Below are 14,940 nucleotides of genomic sequence, written 5' to 3'. Positions count from 1 at the left end.
TGCTTGCGAGTCAGACGATGATCGAATGCAATTGAGAGCGTAGACTGTCGTTCTGGAGAGACGTTATGGGTGCTGCAGAGTTGCGAATGGCGTTGTTTTCAACGCGCATCGTTGGTGCGCTCGTGATTGCGCATGTCATGTTGCTGAGTGCGGGCCACGTGCTGTCCGCCATTGGTCTGCCCGAGTTGTTGTCGGCGGAAATGACCGCGCTTCAGATACTGAAGCCGTTCATGGAGTGGATATTGGCGCTGCTACCGGCAGCGGTATTGGTCGACGGGGCTCGCCTGGCGCTCGTGGATTCCTGATCTCACTGCGCAGCCTGGGCAGGGCTTAGGGCCGGCGGCGGCGACATTTAGGGCCACTCGCTTTGCTCCGGCGAGCAGGATATTGTGTGGCAGGGGTGCTGATCTTTCGGCGGCGTATCCGGCTGAACACCGTTGGGGGTGCCCGAGTTCGCGCTGGACTGCGGCGAAGATTGCGGAATCGCCGCAGCAGTCCCTGACCAGGAACACGGCCAGTTTGCCGACGACGCCGGGGACGGCCCGATAGAGGATGTTGCGGCCCTGACGCTGCGACGTGACGAGCCCGGCCTGCGTCAGGATTGCGAGATGGGCGGACATCGTATTGGCGGGCGTCCCCGTCTTCTCGGCGAGCTGTCCGGCCATGATGCCTTCCTTACCCGCGTGCGCCAGCAGGGAGAAGACCGCCAGCCTGGTCGGCTGTGCGAGCGCGCTCATGACCGTGACGGCGTTCATCTTTTCCACTTCTCCAAGATAATTGAGCTCATCCCGCCCGCAATCGGCAGTGCCCTCTCATACGGGCAGGCCGCGATTTGATTCGAAACGGGACAGCCCGGCCGCATAACACTTCAACAGCTCTAGAACTATTGAACTGCACAACCTTGACATTATGTCAGAGTTATGCAGGCAATGCTGCCCTTGCCTGCGAAAGAAGACGCGAGGGCGGCACGGAGGCACGTAATGAATGCAGTGACCATCGTCCGTGGTGACACCGATGCCGGCCCAAACGCTTTCGGCGGTTGCTATGAGGATCCGCTCGACGCCGACTCCATCGGCGACATCGCCGTGACGACATCGCGGCGCGGACTTACCCGCCTCGCCCTGGTGGCGGCGGAGACCGGAGCCAGGTTCCAGCGCGAAGGTCTCGGTCACGATCCGATGGCCTGGATGTTGGCTCCGCGCACGCTGTTCGGCGGCGGCATCGCGGTCGAGGCGTGCCTTGAACGGAAGCACTGCCTGCGCGCCGTCCTGCTTCACGGGCTGTCGCTTGGTTTCGATGCGCCGGCGCAGGCCATCGACGCCTTGCTGGCGGACGGCTCGGGCGACGACGGAGAAGATCACTGGGCAGGCGGAGCGCAGGGCCGCTCGTGGGAAGTCCCGCGCTCGAGCCGCCGCCTGCGTCTCTATAGCGCCATAATTGTAATGGCCCGTGGCGGCGAGTTGCTCAACGCCTTCCACGCGTCGGTCGCGCCTTCCGCCGCGGTGGTGCGCGAGCGAATCCGCGCGCGTCTCGGCTCTGCCGCGGCGGCTCAGGCGGAGATTCGCATCGGCGTCGACCCTGATTGCCCGATGACGCTCGGGATGGTCCCGCCAGCAATCCTCGAGACGCTGATCCGCGATGGCCGGCGGCGCCGCTGGTCGATTGCCGCCGGCATCGACATCACCGTCGAGCAGCGTCTGCCGTCCTAAGTTCTCATCGCAGACCGTCTCGGGCCCGACCCCGGCCCGGACCGAAGCCCATAAACGTGACAATCGGGAGAATGAGCATGCCGCACGCGAATGGCGGATGCGGCGTCGCGCCAGTGCGCGAAGCCGACGGCTGCCGAATCCTGCACCGTCTCGAGATCAGGGAAGGGCCGACCGGCGAGGGCGACACGGATGCGCCGTTCGTCGCCGCGATCGTGGACGTGGAGACCACCGGCATCGACCACGAGCAGGACGCGATCATCCAGCTTGGGCTCCGGCGGTTCCGCTTCGACCGCTCCGGCGTGGTCACGAAGATCGATCGGCCCTATTCGTGGCTGGAGGATCCCGGACGGCCGATCCCGCCCGAGATCACCCGGCTCACCGGGATCACGGATGCGATGGTCGCCGGTCACGAGATCGACGCCGGGGCGGTCGAGCGGATGCTGACGAATTCCGCGATCGTCATCGCCCACAACTCGGCCTTCGATCGAAAGTGGATCGAGCGGCGGATGCCGGCGGCGGCCGGGCTGGCCTGGGCCTGTTCCATGGCGGACGTCGATTGGCAGGCGCGTGGCTTCGATGGCTGCAAGCTAGGGTTCCTGGTCATGCAGTGCGGCTGGTGGTTCGAGGCCCACCGCGCGGATGCGGACGTCGATGCGGTCATAGCGTTGCTGCGGCATCGCTTCGACGACGGCCGGACGGCTCTGCAGGAATTGCTCGAGACCGCCGCCGAGCCGAGCTGGATCGTGCGCGCCCGCGGCGCAGCGTTCGAGCAGAAGAACCGGCTGCGCGCCCGCGGCTACCGGTGGGATGCGGACCGGAAGGTTTGGTGGAAGCACGTGCGCGATGGCGAGCGCGTCGCCGAGGAATTCTGGCTCGCGGGTCACGTCTACTCTGCCGAGGCACGGCCCCGTGTGTTGGGCCCCGACTTCGAGCGGGTCGACTGCTGGAGGCGCTACGCCTGACGGTGCGAACTGGGAATGCGGCGTTCGCTCGGTTCGTGACCTGAGCGCATGCCTCGCCCTGTTTAGCGAACTCGGCGGATCTCGCCGATCATTGAGCTGAGCTCATCGGCACTCATGGCTGGATCGGTCGAGCGTTCGCCATCGACGCCGAAGACGTAGGCTGGGAGAGGGACTCGCTGAAGCGGGCCAATGTCCGCGACGAATAGCTCCGGCGCAAACAGCCCCTCGTCGTCATACCAAATGTCGTGCGAGTCGCCGAGCGGGTGCGCTCCCCACACGATCTCCGGCGACAGGATGTCACCCTCCTCCCCTTCGACTTCCGTCACTCCGGTCTGGTCGATTCTTAAAGCCTTCACGAGCGTCCTCCCGCTCCCGGCTAGCGTGGCGAGGGTTGAAGAACGGTAACTTGGCCGAGGGCGATTGGGGCCGCCGGCTGCATCCGACGTGGATCTTTCATCATTGAACATTACCCCTCGCCGACTCTGTCGGTGATCACGCTGCTAAGCGCTCGAAGTCTCATATTCGTGGATTGCTGTCACCCGCGACCCTGGCTCCGTAGCTGGCTTAGGTGCGCCATCTGTGCTGGCGTAAGCGCCGGTCGAGTCTCATCGCTTTCCCGGCCGTTGCGCTCTCGTTCCTCCTTCAACCTGACCGCGTCGCGCACGACGCCGACATATTCGGACATGGTGCGCTCAAGGCGACGGTGCATAAGCAACTGGAACGGCTCGCGCTTGCCAGTGAGCTGCGCGTGCTCGAGAGCGTCCAGATACTCCCTTCGGTCGCGGAGGCCGACCGGCACCGGGCGGTAGCCGCCCCGAACCAGCATCAGGTTCATAAGCAGCCTGGCCGTCCGACCGTTCCCGTCGTCGAAGGGATGCAGGGTCACCAGCCGGTAGTGCGCTTCGAACGCGGTCTCGGGCTTGCTGTCCGTCTCCCTGAGCCAATCGCCGAAGTCGGTCATCAGCGCCGGGACCTGTTCGGCAGGAGGGAACTGCACGACCGAGCCGGTAATGCCGCGCTGCGTCAGCGCGATCTGCCCGGCCAGGTCAGGCCGGCTCTTCGCCAGCACGAGCTGGTGTAGGTTGCGCACGACCATGGCCGTGAGTGGCTGGTCGGTGCCCGCGAAGGCATACATCCACTCGAGCGCATGGTGATGGTCGACGGCTTCAAGATGGTCCTTGAGCGGCTTGCCGCTGACCGTCACGCCGTGCGAGACGACCTCCGACGTCTCCCGCAGGGTCAGCGTATTCCCCTCAATGGCATTGGAGGTATACGTCAGCTCGAGATCGTAGCGCTCCCGGATCGTGGCCAGCACGTCGCCCGGCAGCGGGCGCATAGCTTTGAGTTCATCGCGCAGATCGTCGATCCGCCTTGCCAAGTCTGCGATTTCGGTCATCTTTGTCTCCTGGTGGATCATAGGCGATTTGAACGCGATGCGCCTTCATTTTCGCCGCCTGGTCCGGCTGGTGGCGGTCGGGCGCGCAGTTTTGCTTTTCGCACCAGCTTGCGGTCGTGCAGCTCCTGTCAGGGAAGAACCAACTTCAGTCGGTCGGTTTGCGCGCTCGCATGGCGGGAAACTGATGCTCAGCGCTCCAGATGGTGAGAGGTAGAGCAGAGCCTGACGAGGCGACAGGTTCCGTTCTAGGGCTCGGTGCTCGCCCAATCTTGCCTCAGCAAGATCTCGGCTTCGCTGCCCAGGCGATTCGATATGGGACTCCGCTCCGGATTTAGCCCTTTCGATGCATTCTTCGTCGGCGTAGAAAGAGCCTGGCCGCGCGCCCACCGGTGCACCTTTGTGCGCCAGCGGCGCAGCTAAATTGGCACCGGACAAGCAGCTGGCGCGCCCGGCAGGATTCGAACCTGCGACCCCAAGCTTAGAAGGCTCGTGCTCTATCCATCTGAGCTACGGGCGCGTTGGGGCGACATAGCGAGGATTGTGCGGCGGCGAAACGGCGATACTGTGCGCCGCCATGAGCGAAGGGGAGCAGGGTCCGGTCCGCGCGGTCGACGCGCGAACGCTGGCGGGGACGCATTTCCGCTATTTCGACTTCGCGATGGCGGCGTTCGTGGCGATCATCCTGCTGTCGAACGTGCTGGGCGCCGGCAAGGTCGCCGAGATCTGGCTGCCCGGCCTGGACATCTACTGGCCGTTCGGCGCGGGCATCCTGTTCTTCCCGGTCTCCTACGTGCTGGGCGACGTACTGACCGAAGTCTATGGCTATGCGCGCGCGCGGCGCGTGATCTGGGCGGGCTTCGCGGCCTTGCTGTTCATGGCCTTCATGTCCTGGGTGGTGGTCGCGCTGCCGCCCGCGCCCGAGTGGAAGAACCAAGGCGCGTACGAGACCGTCTTCGGCCAGGTGCCGCGGATCGTCTTCTCGTCGATCGTGGCGTTCTGGGCGGGCGAGTTCGTCAACTCCTTCGTGCTCGCCAAGATGAAGATCAGGACCGGCGGGCGCCATCTGTGGATGCGCACGATCGGCTCGACCATCGCCGGCGAAGGCGTCGACAGCCTGATCTTCTACCCGCTCGCCTTCTGGGGCGCGGAAGGCTGGACGCCGGGACTCGTGCTGACCGTGCTGGTCACGCAATGGGTGCTGAAGGTCAGCTGGGAAGTGCTGCTGACGCCCGTCACCTACGCGGTGATCGGCTTCCTGAAGCGCCGCGAGGGCGTCGACGTGTTCGACGCGCATACCGACTTCACGCCGTTCACGGCGCGCCTATGAGCCCGCTGCAACAGGCCAAGCTCTTCATCGGCGACCATGTGCATCTGGCGAAGGACGCCCTGCACATCTACGTCGCACTCGCCCTGTTCCTCGGCAGCGCGATGCTGTTCCGCTGGCCGCTGAAGAGCTGGCGGCCCTGGCTGGTGGTGCTCGCGGCGGCACTGATCGGCGAGGCCTGGGACCTGCGCGACAGCCTGGTCTATCACACCCCGATCGAGCTGGGCGGCAACCTGAAGGACGTGCTGAACACGCTGTTCTGGCCGACGGTGCTGGTGCTGCTGGCGCGCGGCACGCGCGTGCTGAAACGGGGCTAAGCCCCCACGGTCTCCAGCAGGCCTTCGAACAGGCGGCGGCCGTCGGTGCCGCCATGGGCGGGTTCGACCTTGCGTTCGGGGTGGGGCATCATGCCGAGGACGTTGCCCTGGGCGTTCAGGATGCCGGCGATGTTGCGGGCGGAGCCGTTGCAGGCCTCGGCATAGCGGAAGGCGACGCGGCCTTCTCCTTCGAGCCGGTCCAGCGTCGCGTCGTCCGCGAAATAATTGCCGTCGTGATGGGCGACGGGAATCGTGATCGTCTCGCCGGCATCGTAGCGGCTGGTGAAGGCGGACTGGGCGTTCTCGACCGTCAGCGCCACGTCGCGGCAGATGAAATTGAGGCCGGCGTTGCGCATCAGCGCGCCCGGCAGCAGCCCGGCTTCGGTCAGCACCTGGAAGCCGTTGCAGACGCCGAGCACCGGCACGCCGCGATCCGCCGCCCTGGCGACCGCGTCCATGACCGGGCTGCGCGCCGAGATCGCGCCGGTGCGCAGGTAGTCGCCATAGGAAAAGCCGCCCGGCAGGGCGATCAGGCTGGTGCCGTCGGGCAGCTCCGTCTCGCGGTGCCAGACCATCGCTGGCGCCCGGCCGGTGACCTGCTCGATCGCGACGGCCAAGTCGCGGTCGCAGTTGGAGCCGGGGAAGACGATGACCGCGCTTTTCATGTCAGAGCCGTTCGATCCTGAAATTCTCAATCACGGTGTTGGCGAGCAGTTTCGTGCACATCGCCTCGATATCGGCATCGGAGGTGCCGTCCGCCAGGTCGAGCTCGATCAGCTTGCCGGCGCGGACGTCGTTGACGCCCGAGAAGCCGAGGCCTTCCAGCGCGTGGTGGATGGCCTTGCCTTGCGGATCGAGGACGCCGTTCTTGAGCGTGACGAAGATGCGGGCTTTCATGCGCGTGCCCCTAGGCCGGGCGACGCGCGGGGGCAAGCGGGCGGAAGGTTAGGAAGGTTCGGCGTGCGGAAAAAATCCCCTCGATCAATGACCGCCGATTGATCGGCCGGAGCGATCAATGCGGTGGCGCGAAGGGTGGTCGAATCCTTGATCATGCCGGGAACATAGACAGAACAGCGCCGTGTAGGACAGACAATTCTTGACCGAAGCGGGCCGCCGGCGTCCGTCGCCGCGGCCGTCAGAAATAGTGGGCCAGCGCGAAGCGGATGCGGTGCCGGTCGGAATTGTAGAGCGTGTAGTTCGAGCCGTTGTGCGTGAAGGTGTAGGTGATCGACGGCGAGAAGCCGAGCACGCGGACCGAGCGCAGGCCGAGATAGGCGCGGACGCTGGCGCGGAAATCGTGACGGGCATCGTCCGAGAAGAACAGGATCGGCGCGTCATAGGCGGCGTAGGACAGGCCGCCCGACAGCCCGGCATTGAGCCCGTGCGACAGCTCGCCGCCGATGCCGAGATTGAAGCCGCCTTCGGTGTTCGACAGCCCGTCCGAGTGCAGCGATTCGCGCCGGGCGAACAGGCTGGCCGAAGCGATCATCGTGCGCATCACCACGCGTTCGTAGGTCGCGTAGCTGCTATACTGCCAGCCTGTATAGCTGTCGCCGAAGCTGGAATCGGTGTGGCGGACGTCCGCCTGGAGCCCGACGCGCTGGCCCTTGTCGAGCAGGGCCTGGAAGCCGGTCTTCACCCCGACCTGCTGCTGCGCGGTCTTGCCGCCGTACCAATGCTGCAGCGCGACCGCCTGGACCGAGACGCTGCGCGACGTGCTCAGCTTGAACTCGGGGCCGACCGCGAGCTGGACGACATCGTCGTTGAAGTCGGAATTGCCGTAATGGGTGAACTGGCCGTCGGCGTCCGCCAGCAGCGCGAGCCTGTCGCTCTGCCTGAGCCGCGCGCCGGCCGAGAAGCTGGCGACGAGGCCGAGACCGGATTGCGCCTTCGCGTCCGGGTTCAGCATGAAGGGCTGGCGATTGTTGGGGCTGACCAGCAGGTCGACCTGCTCGGCCGAGGTCGCGTTGTTGATGTTGGTGTCCGGCGCGGCGCCGAAATCGAAGCTGAAGCGCCAGGCGCGCTGGTCGCGGATAATGCCACGCACGGAGCGGATCGTCGCCGCGATCTCGGGCGGCAGGCTCTTGTCCTGCGAGGCGAGGCGGAAATGATGGTCCGCCGCCTCGCGTTCGCCCTTCAGCATCAGCACGCGGGCGAGCTCCAGCCGCACCCGCGTCTGCTTCGGGTCGCCGTTCAGAATCTCGCGAAAGGCGTTCTCGGCATCGTCGTAGCGGCCGGATTCCACCGCGACATAGCCGGTGAGGAACAGCGACTGGATGCGGTAGCGCGGCACCGTGCCGAGCGCGTCGATCAGCGGCTGGGCCTCGGCGAAGCGGCGCTGGCGGACCAATTTCTCGGCCGCGGAGAGGAGCTGGTCGCCGGTGAGCTTCAGCTCGCAGGTCTTGCCGTCGCAGCTCGGCCTGGGCGCGGCCGCCGGGGCCGGAGCGACGGCCGCTCCGGCTGCAAGCAGGGCCAGGCCGAGCACGCGGAGCTTAGTTGCCGGTCTTCGCGCCGGTGAAGGCGCCGTTCAGGTCGACGCGCTGGTCCGGCACGCCCCCGACGATGCGGAAGCTGCCGCCGACATTGACCGCGTTGGGACCGTAGAAGGCGCCGTCGATCGAGCTGGCGCCCGCGGTGCTGGAGCCGGGCGAGACCGACGCGAAGTCGATCGGCACCGCGCCCGCCGCGCCGCAAGCTGCGACGAAGCAGGCGCTGGTGAAGGAGCCCGTGAAGCCGCCGGCGCCGACCAGGCTGACGGTGCCGCCGCCGGCCGCCGTGAAGCTCGATCCGTTGGCGATCGTGACGGCGGTGGTCGCCGAATTGTCGACGGTGCCGTTGAGGCTGAGCGCGAAGCTCTGCTTGCCGAAGTCGATGTCGATCTTGCTCGATCCGTACACCCACTGATAGGTCGAGGCCAGCGAGGCGCCGGTGTCGTAGCTGGGATTGTTGATCATCGCGCCGATGAAGCCGCCGGTGTAGCTGGCCGTCCCCTTGGTCGGGATCTGCAGCACCGGCGTCAGGTCGCCGAACACCATCGCGCCGCGCTCGAATATCTGGGTGGCGGTGGGATCGGCGGGCACGCTGTTGCGGACATAGCCGGCCAGCGTCACGTAAGTCGTCGCCGCGCCCGGGCGCTGGTAGAAGAAAGTCGTGACGTCGGTGACCGCCTCGCCGACGACTTCCAGATAGTTGAAGCCGTTGAAGCTCGGCACGCCCGCCTGCGGCACGCGCGCGGGGTCGAAGTCGATGCGGTGCGCCGGGTCCTGGGTGCGTACGTTGACGTCGATGCCGGCCTTGGTGTCCGACAGCTGGATGGTGAAGATGCCGTCGCGCGGATCATAGGCGATCGTGCCGAGCGGCGTGGTCGCGGTGCTGGCATTGCCCTGGTAGAGCGTGCCGCCGCCATTCAGACGCTTGAACGAGCTTGCCGCGCCGACTGCGTTATAGGTTTTCGCGCTGCCGGTGCCGAGGAAGCTGGTCGCGGTGGCGGTCGAGCCGCTGCCGCCATTGCCCGCCGTCACGCCGGCGCCGGTGCCCGGGTCGACCGCGCCGGTCGAGCCGCCGGAGCCGGAATCGCCGCCGCCGAGACCGCCCGGCGCCGCGACGCTGCCTGCCGTATGGATGCCGGAACCGCCGCTGCCGCACGCGGCGAGGGCAAGAAGCGGCACGAAACCCAGGAACTTGCGCATCTGAAAGGCACCTTCGCGATCTGTTCGCGCAACGATCTAAAGAACAGGGGTTAAAGCCGCCTAAAGCCGCGGCGAAGGGGCGCCCTGTTTCCGGCATCCTTGCCGGCGATAGATGATCGCTGGTCAAGCTGTATTAGCTATGCAATACACGCGTCCGGTTCGGCAATCCGGGGGTGGCGCGATGGCCAGTAGAATCTTGATTCCTGCCGCTTCGATTGCGGCGCTCGCGATCGCTGCCCTTTGCTGGCAGCCGGTCATGGCCCTGGTCGGGCAGGCAGCGACGACGAGCGAGGCGTTGCTGTCGACCGGCGACGGCATCGACCGGGCGGCGCTCGATTTGCGCGCCGATCCCTGCACCGATTTCTACCAGCATGCCTGCGGAGGGTTTCTCGCCAACCACCCGGCGACCGCGGACCGGCCTGTCATCAGCCTGGCTCAGGTCCAGTTCGATGCGGACCTGCAGCGAAGCCTGGACAGGCTGCTGGCAGAGCGACGGCCGGACGACGGGGAGCTCGGCCGGCTGCAGACCTTCTACGCGGCCTGTCGGTCCGGAACGCTGAACGACGGCGTGGTGGTCCGGCGCTGGCTTGCGCGGATAGAGGCGGCGGACGACCGTGACGGCATCCAGCGCATGGCCCGCGCGCTTGCGAGCATCGGCGTGGACGCCTTCATCACCTATGGCGGGCGGCCGGACCGCACCGACCCGACGCACTACCGCGGCGAAATCCACAGCGGCGCGCTCTGGGCCGACCAGAAGCTCGTGCAGAAGGCGTTCGCGCTGGCAGGGCAGGACGAGGCAGGCGCGGCGAGGGATGCTGCGGCGGTTGCGTCGATCACGTCCGCCTTGCGCAAGCACCGCGTCGACCGATGGGATGCGGCCAGGGCCGAGAATCCGCGGTCGCTCCGGCAGATCGAGGCGCTCGCGCCGGCGTTCGACTGGAGGCCCTATCTCGCCCAGGCGAGGGCAAGTTCGGTCCGGCCGATCAACGTCACATCACCGCAGTTCCTGCGCGACCTGGACCGGGAGCTGCGCACCCGCACGCCCGCGGAACTGCGCGCCTATCTGCGATGGGTCTTCCTCTTTTCGCTGCGCGGCGAGCTGCCCGCGCCCTACAATCAGGCGTTCGGCGATCTGTCGCCCGACCTGCGTCCCGAGCTGCACGATGTCGACGCACGCTGCCGCGACGCGACCGTCCGGTCCATGGGCGTCGAGTTCTCGCGCCAATATGCCACGCATATTCTGGGGATACCGGCGCGCGACGCGGCGCGACGCCTGTCGGAGACGATCAAGGAGGAGATCGTCGCCTCGATCGAGGCCAATGACTGGTTGTCGCCTGAGGCCCGAAGGGCGACCGCCGACAAGCTCCGTCGCACCGACCTGAAGATCGGCTTTCCGGACATCTGGCCCGCGGTCGGCCATTATCCGCTTCGTCGCAACCGCTTTCTGGACAATGTGATCGCGGCGCGTCGCTTCGAGCAGCAGCGCGAATGGGCTCGCGTCGCACAGCCGAGGGTTCGCACCGATTGGGAAATGAAGGTCGCTCCCTGGGTCGGCGAAGGCATGGCCGCCGCGCGGCTGGTCATCCCCAACGGCTTTCCCGATGCATTCACCAACTCGCTGATCATGACGGCGGCGTTCCTGTCGGCGCCACGCTTCGTCGGCGATGCGCCGCCGGAGCTCAATTACGCGACCTACGGATCGGTGTTCGCGCACGAGTTCGTGCACGTCGCGCAGCTGCACATGTTCGGGCCAACCGGCCTGGACCAGGAGCTATGGACGCCGGCCGACGAAAAGGCCGCCGACGCGCGCGGGCAGTGCGTGGTGCAGCAGGCGGACGACTATCATCCGCTTCCCGGGCTGTCGCTGCCGGGCAAGGACCAGTTCGACGAGAATGTCGCCGATTATGGCGGGGTCCGGCTCGCCTATCAGGCACTGAAGAAGCGGCTGGGTCCCGCCATCGACAAACAGGATTCGAGCGGCACGAGCCCGGCGCAGCGCTTCTTCTACCGATATGCCCAGTATCGCTGCACGTCGCAAACTGATGCGAGCCTGCGCCAGTCGGTCGCGCATGACGGCCATGCTCCGCCCGCCTTTCGCGTCAACGCGCCGCTGTCGAACATGCCGGAATTCGGGCGTGCCTTTTCGTGCCCGGCGGGAGCGGCCATGGTGCGGCCGGCGGCAAAGCAATGCCGCGTCTGGTAGGCGATGACGGGCGTTCGTGATAGCGAGGCCGGATTGAGGGGGAGGGGAGACGCGATGCGCATGGGCAGATCGACACTCTGGATGTTCGGTGGCGCGTTGGCGTTCGCTACGGCTTCGGCGCCGGCGATGGCACAAAAGGACGGCTGGGTGTCATTGCCGCCGGTCCGCTACCACGTGCTGAAATCGGCGCCTGCGGGCGCGGCGTCGCCGGCCCGCAAGGACATCATCACCGTCAATTACGAGCTGAAGCTCGACGACGGCACGCTGGTCGAATCGACCTTCGACAAGAACGAGCCCGCGAGCTTTCCGCTGAACCGGCTGATCGGCGCGTGGCAGGCCGTGCTGCCGCTGATGCATGTCGGCGACGAATGGGAGATCGTCGCCCCGCCAGAGTTCGCCTATGGCGCCAAAGGCACCGACGGCATCCCGCCCGGCGCGACGCTTCATTTCCGCATCCAGCTGCTCGCCGTGGCGCCGCCGCCGGCGGCCCAATAGCCGAGGCGGGAGGCGCCGAAACGGCTACCGCCCGCGGCGCTTCCTGTGGCTCTCCAGGTCCAGCACCGCGTTCTCGCCGTCTTCCGGCAGCAGGCCGAGGCGGCGGGCCACTTCCTGATAGGCCTCGACTTCCCCGCCCAGGTCACGGCGGAAGCGGTCCTTGTCGAGCTTTTCGTTGGTTTCCATGTCCCACAGCCGGCAGCCGTCGGGGCTGATCTCGTCCGCCAGGATCACGCGGCCGTAATCATTGTCCCAGATGCGGCCGAACTCCAGCTTGAAGTCGATCAGGCGGATGCCGATCGCGGCGAACAGGCCGCACATGAAGTCGTTCACGCGGATCGCCATGTCCGTGATGTCGTGCATCTCGTCCTGGCTGGCCCAGCCGAAGCAGGCGATATGCTCTTCCGAGATCATCGGATCGCCGAGCGCATCGTCCTTGTAGTAATATTCGACGATCGTACGCGGCAGCTGGGTGCCTTCCTCGATGCCGAGGCGCTTGGAAAGGGTGCCGGCGGCGACGTTACGCACCACCACCTCGATCGGGATGATCTCGACCTGGCGGATCAGCTGCTCGCGCATGTTCAGCCGGCGGATGAAATGCGTCGGCACCCCGATCTGCCCGAGCAGCGTGAAGATGTGCTCCGAAATCCGGTTGTTGAGCACGCCCTTGCCGCTGATCGTGCCCTTTTTCTGCGCGTTGAAGGCAGTCGCGTCGTCCTTGAAATACTGGATCAGCGTACCCGGTTCGGGACCTTCGTAGAGGATCTTCGCCTTGCCTTCGTAGATCTGGCGGCGGCGGGCCATAAGCTGGGCTCCCTTGGCGTCCGAAGACGCGTAAAAGTAATGCGCCTCGGCAAGCGCGGGGCGCAGCCGAGGCGATTGGGGACCCTTAGCCCATGCGGGCAGGGGGTGCAATCAGATGGGGCGCTCGCCGATCACATTGCCGCCCTCGGCATAGCGACAGACGAGCACGTCTTCGCGGGCCGAGGCGAGGGCGCAGCCGAGCCGGCGCGTGCTGCGCCAGATCACCTGCGTGTAATGGCCGACGTTGCGGACATCGCCGCTGCGCGAGACGGCGGGGAAGATGCCCGGGCGATAGTCGCTTTTCTCGGCGAGCCAGAGGCTGACCATCTCCTCGGGCGACCAGGCGCCGCGCGTGCCGGCCCAGAGATTTTCGCCGTCATCCGAGCGGGAATGTTCGAAGCGGCCGGTGCGGGCGAGGGTTTCGGCCCAGACCTTGGCGCCGGCGGCGAGGGAATCGTCCCAGGCCAGCGCCGGCACGCCGAGCGCGGCACGCTCGCGGTTGTGCGCCGCGAGCAGGCGCGCTTCCAGCGCGCTCGTGCGGCCGACGGCGCCGGCGAGACACGGCATCGTCACGACAAGCGCCAGCGTACAAAGCAGCCTTACCCTGTGCATGACGGCGCGTGTGCCGTCGAAAGCTTTACCGCGCGGTAAGCTCTGCCTTGCGGGTTTCCCGGTGGCCTGCGGCCAGCAAAGCCGGAACGCCGACAGCGCGCGCGCTTTGCTGAGGATGGGCCGGCCCGGAATCATGGGCCGGCCAATTGCACCCGAACAGGTAAATGGGCGTCAGCATCCTATGGTTACCGCGTCGTCAACCGGTTGGCCTTGCATCGCGGATTGCGGGCGTTCCACGGCGCGCCGTAAAGGCGCTCGTGCAGCCGATCGAAGGCGTGGCCGACGGCGTTGGCGATGGCGCGGAGGTTGCCGGCGAAATCGTGGCGAAGCGCCTGGTAGATGCAGTCATCATATTCGTCGCGCATGTTCAGCTCCTGTCCCTGCGGTGGCGTTCAGGACAGGGGCTAGATGCTCGTTCCGGTGCCGGAACGCCAACAAAGCGATGGACGGACGCTATAAGTCAGGCTTATAGACGCGGCCCATGCGCCGCCTGCCGCCTCTCTCTGCCGTCCGCGTGTTCGAAGCGGCGGCGCGGCATCAGAATTTCACGACCGCCGGCACCGAGCTGGGGATGACCCAGGCAGCGGTCAGCTACCAGATCAAGCTGCTGGAGGAGCGGCTGGGCGTCAGCCTGTTCCGGCGCGAGCGGGGCCGGGTGAGCCTGAGCGAGACCGGGCAGCGGATCGGGCCGCTGGTCGCCAAGGCGTTCGACGATCTCGACACCGCCTTCGGCGTCGCCCGATCGAGCGGGGAAGGCGTGCTGACGGTCAGCTGCTCGACGACCTTCGGGCCGAACTGGCTCGCTTCGCGGATCGGCGCGTTCCAGCTGAAAGTGCCGGACATCGCGGTTCGGCTGCATACGTCGAACGCGCTGGTCGATTTCGCGCGCGACGATGTCGACGTGGCGATCCGCGGCGGCAAGGGCGAATGGCCGGGGCTGTGCTCGCACTTCCTGATGCGGATGCCGCTGATGGCGCTGGCGAGCCCCGAATTCCTGGAGCGCGTGCCGCCGGTGCGCAGCCCGGATGACGTGATGCGGCTGCCGCGCATCAGCCCCGACGACAGCTGGTGGCGCGTCTGGCGCGAGCAGGTCGGCGGCGATGCGGCCGACGGCGTACCGTCCGGCATCAAGATGGACACCCAGATCGCCGAAGGGCAGGCGGCGATCGCGGGCGCCGGAATCGCGGTGCTGAACCCTGTGCTGTGGCGGCTGGAGCTGGCGACCGGGCGGCTGGTGCCGGTGATCGACGCGGTCGCCTACGACCCCAGCGACTTCTGGCTGGTCTATCCCGAGCACCACCGTCATTCGCGCAAGATCCGCCTGTTCCGCGACTGGATGCTGGACACGATCGCGCAGGAGTCCGCGCGGGGCGTGCCGGCCTATTACCGGCAGGCAGAGGTTGGCGTTGCCGCGGAAGCGTGATTAGAC

At 66.6% G+C, this 14,940-nt stretch carries 18 protein-coding genes and 1 tRNA gene; 8 read left to right on the top strand and 11 right to left on the bottom strand.

Features of this window, described 5'->3' with window-relative positions; genetic code table 11:
• Window positions 1-65 precede the first annotated feature (65 nt).
• On the top strand, window positions 66-305 hold the full coding sequence (locus GON01_RS12650) for a hypothetical protein (RefSeq protein ID WP_157027739.1): 240 nt from the start codon (window positions 66-68) through the stop codon (window positions 303-305).
• On the opposite strand, the gene GON01_RS12645 is transcribed toward GON01_RS12650, so the two are convergent.
• Window positions 252-737: an ArsR/SmtB family transcription factor gene (locus GON01_RS12645; RefSeq protein WP_232328840.1), complete on the bottom strand. Its 486-nt coding sequence runs from the start codon at window positions 735-737 to the stop codon at window positions 252-254. The two genes, GON01_RS12650 and GON01_RS12645, sit on opposite strands and share 54 nt — an antisense overlap.
• Window positions 738-980: 243 nt before the next feature.
• On the opposite strand from GON01_RS12645, the gene GON01_RS12640 reads away from it, so the two are divergent.
• Together GON01_RS12640 and GON01_RS12635 are read left to right on the top strand one after the other, a co-directional pair.
• On the top strand, window positions 981-1,709 hold the full coding sequence (locus tag GON01_RS12640) for a hypothetical protein (RefSeq protein WP_157027738.1): 729 nt from the start codon (window positions 981-983) through the stop codon (window positions 1,707-1,709).
• A gap of 113 nt (window positions 1,710-1,822) precedes the next feature.
• Entirely contained in the window at window positions 1,823-2,671 is an 849-nt protein-coding gene (locus tag GON01_RS12635; RefSeq protein WP_309503229.1) for a 3'-5' exonuclease, read from the top strand.
• A gap of 62 nt (window positions 2,672-2,733) precedes the next feature.
• Here GON01_RS12635 and GON01_RS12630 read toward each other — a convergent pair whose 3' ends face one another.
• The 3 genes from GON01_RS12630 to GON01_RS12620 form a co-directional block, all read right to left on the bottom strand.
• Window positions 2,734-2,997: a hypothetical protein gene (locus GON01_RS12630; protein ID WP_157027736.1), complete on the bottom strand. Its 264-nt coding sequence runs from the start codon at window positions 2,995-2,997 to the stop codon at window positions 2,734-2,736.
• A gap of 209 nt (window positions 2,998-3,206) precedes the next feature.
• Window positions 3,207-4,067 carry a Fic family protein gene (locus GON01_RS17225; protein ID WP_157027735.1) on the bottom strand — a complete coding sequence of 287 codons (861 nt, stop codon included), beginning with the start codon at window positions 4,065-4,067 and terminating at the stop codon, window positions 3,207-3,209.
• Window positions 4,068-4,507: 440 nt separating this feature from the next.
• A tRNA-Arg gene (locus GON01_RS12620) sits at window positions 4,508-4,584 on the bottom strand.
• A gap of 57 nt (window positions 4,585-4,641) precedes the next feature.
• On the opposite strand from GON01_RS12620, the gene GON01_RS12615 reads away from it, so the two are divergent.
• A complete protein-coding gene (locus GON01_RS12615) occupies window positions 4,642-5,394 on the top strand; it encodes a queuosine precursor transporter (protein WP_157027734.1) in 753 nt (250 codons plus the stop codon).
• The gene (locus GON01_RS12610; protein WP_157027733.1) at window positions 5,391-5,708 is read left to right on the top strand and encodes a hypothetical protein; all 318 of its coding nucleotides are present in this window, start codon (window positions 5,391-5,393) and stop codon (window positions 5,706-5,708) included. Before GON01_RS12615 ends, GON01_RS12610 begins: the two co-directional genes overlap by 4 nt.
• Here the strand turns inward: GON01_RS12610 and purQ are convergent.
• The 4 genes from purQ to GON01_RS12590 form a co-directional block, all read right to left on the bottom strand.
• Window positions 5,705-6,373 (bottom strand): phosphoribosylformylglycinamidine synthase subunit PurQ, encoded by a 669-nt coding sequence (gene purQ, locus GON01_RS12605; RefSeq protein WP_157027732.1) that lies wholly within the window; start codon window positions 6,371-6,373, stop codon window positions 5,705-5,707. The two genes, GON01_RS12610 and purQ, sit on opposite strands and share 4 nt — an antisense overlap.
• Before the next feature lies 1 nt (window position 6,374).
• Window positions 6,375-6,605, bottom strand: coding sequence for a phosphoribosylformylglycinamidine synthase subunit PurS (purS, locus tag GON01_RS12600; RefSeq protein WP_157027731.1), 231 nt, complete (start codon window positions 6,603-6,605; stop codon window positions 6,375-6,377).
• Between the two features lie 238 nt (window positions 6,606-6,843).
• The gene (locus GON01_RS12595) at window positions 6,844-8,193 is read right to left on the bottom strand and encodes a surface lipoprotein assembly modifier (RefSeq protein ID WP_157027730.1); all 1,350 of its coding nucleotides are present in this window, start codon (window positions 8,191-8,193) and stop codon (window positions 6,844-6,846) included.
• 7 nt (window positions 8,194-8,200) lie between these two features.
• Window positions 8,201-9,397, bottom strand: a complete 1,197-nt coding sequence (locus GON01_RS12590; protein ID WP_157027729.1) for a transferrin-binding protein-like solute binding protein — start codon at window positions 9,395-9,397, stop codon at window positions 8,201-8,203.
• Between the two features lie 181 nt (window positions 9,398-9,578).
• On the opposite strand from GON01_RS12590, the gene GON01_RS12585 reads away from it, so the two are divergent.
• Both GON01_RS12585 and GON01_RS12580 read left to right on the top strand, forming a co-directional pair.
• Window positions 9,579-11,600 carry a M13 family metallopeptidase gene (locus GON01_RS12585; RefSeq protein WP_181599955.1) on the top strand — a complete coding sequence of 674 codons (2,022 nt, stop codon included), beginning with the start codon at window positions 9,579-9,581 and terminating at the stop codon, window positions 11,598-11,600.
• A gap of 126 nt (window positions 11,601-11,726) precedes the next feature.
• Entirely contained in the window at window positions 11,727-12,095 is a 369-nt protein-coding gene (locus GON01_RS12580) for an FKBP-type peptidyl-prolyl cis-trans isomerase (RefSeq protein ID WP_181599954.1), read from the top strand.
• A 24-nt stretch (window positions 12,096-12,119) separates the two neighbouring features.
• Here GON01_RS12580 and purC read toward each other — a convergent pair whose 3' ends face one another.
• From purC to GON01_RS12565, 3 genes are all read right to left on the bottom strand, one after another.
• Window positions 12,120-12,899, bottom strand: a complete 780-nt coding sequence (purC, locus tag GON01_RS12575; RefSeq protein WP_157027726.1) for a phosphoribosylaminoimidazolesuccinocarboxamide synthase — start codon at window positions 12,897-12,899, stop codon at window positions 12,120-12,122.
• Window positions 12,900-13,010: 111 nt separating this feature from the next.
• Complete coding sequence (locus tag GON01_RS12570) at window positions 13,011-13,511, bottom strand: CAP domain-containing protein (protein WP_157027725.1); 501 nt, start codon at window positions 13,509-13,511, stop codon at window positions 13,011-13,013.
• A gap of 185 nt (window positions 13,512-13,696) precedes the next feature.
• Window positions 13,697-13,876: a hypothetical protein gene (locus GON01_RS12565; RefSeq protein ID WP_157027724.1), complete on the bottom strand. Its 180-nt coding sequence runs from the start codon at window positions 13,874-13,876 to the stop codon at window positions 13,697-13,699.
• A 116-nt stretch (window positions 13,877-13,992) separates the two neighbouring features.
• On the opposite strand from GON01_RS12565, the gene GON01_RS12560 reads away from it, so the two are divergent.
• Entirely contained in the window at window positions 13,993-14,934 is a 942-nt protein-coding gene (locus GON01_RS12560) for a LysR substrate-binding domain-containing protein (protein WP_157027723.1), read from the top strand.
• The last annotated feature ends 6 nt before the right edge of the window (window positions 14,935-14,940 follow it).

It is taken from the genome of Sphingomonas horti (assembly GCF_009753715.1).
GTDB classification, from domain to species: domain Bacteria; phylum Pseudomonadota; class Alphaproteobacteria; order Sphingomonadales; family Sphingomonadaceae; genus Sphingomonas_B; species Sphingomonas_B horti.
This window is presented reverse-complemented; position numbering and strand designations above follow the sequence as displayed.